General features: G+C 72.3%; 4 protein-coding genes. All 4 read left to right on the forward strand.

Annotated elements, in window-relative coordinates:
* Positions 1-38: 38 nt before the first annotated feature.
* Positions 39-431, forward strand: coding sequence for a dihydroneopterin aldolase (gene folB, locus G6020_RS12460; RefSeq protein WP_179524474.1), 393 nt, complete (start codon positions 39-41; stop codon positions 429-431).
* Positions 428-952: a 2-amino-4-hydroxy-6-hydroxymethyldihydropteridine diphosphokinase gene (gene folK, locus G6020_RS12465; RefSeq protein WP_182610840.1), complete on the forward strand. Its 525-nt coding sequence runs from the start codon at positions 428-430 to the stop codon at positions 950-952. Before folB ends, folK begins: the two co-directional genes overlap by 4 nt.
* A 1-nt stretch (position 953) precedes the next feature.
* Positions 954-1,430 (forward strand): DUF3180 domain-containing protein, encoded by a 477-nt coding sequence (locus G6020_RS12470; RefSeq protein ID WP_182610841.1) that lies wholly within the window; start codon positions 954-956, stop codon positions 1,428-1,430.
* A 91-nt stretch (positions 1,431-1,521) separates the two neighbouring features.
* Positions 1,522-2,137, forward strand: a 616-nt coding sequence (locus G6020_RS12475; protein ID WP_347238374.1) for a DUF6779 domain-containing protein, incomplete at its 3' end; no start/stop codon positions are given.

Raw genomic sequence — 2,137 nt, forward strand, 5'->3', positions numbered from 1 at the left:
ACGGCCGCCTGGGCGGCCGGAGGGGTGGAGGAAGGCTGATGGCGGACCGGATCGAACTGAGGGGCCTGCGGGTCCGTGGCAACCACGGTGTCTTCGAGCACGAGAGACGCGACGGCCAGGACTTCCTCGTGGACCTGGTCCTGTGGACCGACTTCACCGCGGCCGCGGCGTCCGATGACCTCGCCGACACGGTCGACTACGGTGCGCTGGCGCTCTTCGCCCGCGACGTGGTGTCCGGGGCCCCCCGCGACCTGATCGAGACGGTGGCCTCGCAGATCGCCGACGGGATCATGGACCTGGCCCCGCAGGCACACGCGGTCGAGGTGACGCTGCACAAGCCGCAGGCCCCCATCCCGGCCGAGTTCGCGGACGTCGCGGTGGTGGCCCGACGCTCGCGTGTCCACGTCGACGGCCCGGGTGTGGACCGGTGACCTGTCGGGCCGTGCTGTCGATCGGCGGAAACCAGGGGGATTCTCTCGACCTGCTCCGTGGGGCGGTGGCCGCCGCCGCCCGGGAGGGCATCCTTCGTCGCGTCTCCTCCGTCTACGCGACCCCACCGTGGGGCGGGGTGGAGCAGGATGACTTCCTCAACGCGGTCCTCGTCGTCGACCACCCCGGGTCCCCCCGCGACGTGCTCGACTGGGGCTTCGCCCGGGAGCGCGCCGCCGGCCGCACACGCGAGGTCCGTTGGGGGCCGAGGTCCCTCGATGTGGACGTGGTGTCGGCGGAGGTCGACGGGACGCCGGTGCACTCCCGGGACGAGTCCCTGACCCTGCCCCACCCGCGCGCCGCCGAGCGCGCGTTCGTCCTGGTCCCGTGGTCGGAGGTCGAGCCCGGGGCCCGGCTCGACGGCCTCGCTCTCACCGACCACCTCGACGCCCTGGACCCCGCCGAGGTCGCCGCGGTCCGCCGGACGCACGACCGGCTGGCCCCCGAAGGGTGGAGCCGCTGACATGACTCGCATCGCGGTGTCCACCCTCGTCCTGGTCGCACTCGTCGCCGGTGTGGCCGCCTACTTCCTGACCGGTTCGCTGCTCGGGTCGCTGCCGCCCCTCGGGTGGGGATGGGTCACGCTCCCGGTGGTGGCGGTGATCGACGTGCTGCTTGCGCTCCGGATCCGGTCCGCGATCTCCGACGGCGGGGTCGGTCAGGACCGCAGTCAGATGCACCCGTTGACGATCGCGCGGTGCGCAGCCCTCGGGCAGGCGTCGGCCGTGCTGGGGGCCGCGGCCGGAGGTCTGGGCGTCGGACTCGTCCTCTACTTCGCACCGAGGTTGGGTGAGCTGGCGGCGGCCAGCGCCGAGCTGCCGTCGTCCGTGGCGGTGCTGGTGTCCGGGGCGCTGCTCGTGGGGGCAGGTCTGTTCCTCGAGTCGTCGTGCGAGACCCCGCCCTCCGACGATGACGTGGGGGGACTGGCCCAGTCGACCTGAGCGGATCGAGCGGTCAGCAGACGGCGGGCATCTGGAGGAACACGCGCTGGTTACCCGTGTGACTAGTGGTTCTCTGCGTATCATGCGGGGCATGAGTTCCGACGGCGCGATCGACAAGCCCCGATCCGTCCGCCCCGTCCGCGGCGACGACCGCGGCCTGGCGGGGATCGCTCTCGGGGCGCTCCTGGTGCTGGCACTCATCGCGACCGTGGTGATGGTCTTCTCCGACAATCCGGTGTGGATGCGGATCGGCACCCTCTCGGCACTCTGGGCGGCGTTCATCGGGGCGTTCCTCGTGGCCCGCTACCGGCGGCAGGCGGCGGCCGAGGCGGCCCGGGTCCGCGACCTGCACACCGTGTACGAACTGCAGCTCGAACGCGAGATCTCCGCCCGCCGCGAGCACGAGCTCGTGGTGGAGAAGGACCTGCGCGACTCCGTGCGTGCGGAGACCACCGACTCCATCCACGCGCTCCGCCACGAGATCGCCGCGTTGCGGGAGCAGCTCGGGCAGATGGGCGTCACCCTGACCGACGAGCGTCTCGCCGTGGGTGGTGACACCACAGCAGGGGAGCTCGGCGCCGGGTCGTCACTGCCATCGGTGCCGTCCGAGCGCGTCGAACCACGTCGTCGAGCACCGGAATCGACCCTGACACCCCCGTTCGGGACCTCTCCGTCGGGTCGCGCCTCGACCACTCCCGCCTCGACCA

It is taken from the genome of Dietzia sp. B19, assembly GCF_014145155.1.
Lineage (GTDB): Bacteria > Actinomycetota > Actinomycetes > Mycobacteriales > Mycobacteriaceae > Dietzia > Dietzia natronolimnaea.

Excerpts from the sequence above, each read along its gene's own strand:
- folB (WP_179524474.1), top strand. The coding sequence starts at position 39 with ATGGCGGACCGGATCGAACTGAGGGGCCTGCGGGTCCGTGGCAACCAC.
- G6020_RS12470 (WP_182610841.1), top strand. The coding sequence starts at position 954 with ATGACTCGCATCGCGGTGTCCACCCTCGTCCTGGTCGCACTCGTCGCC.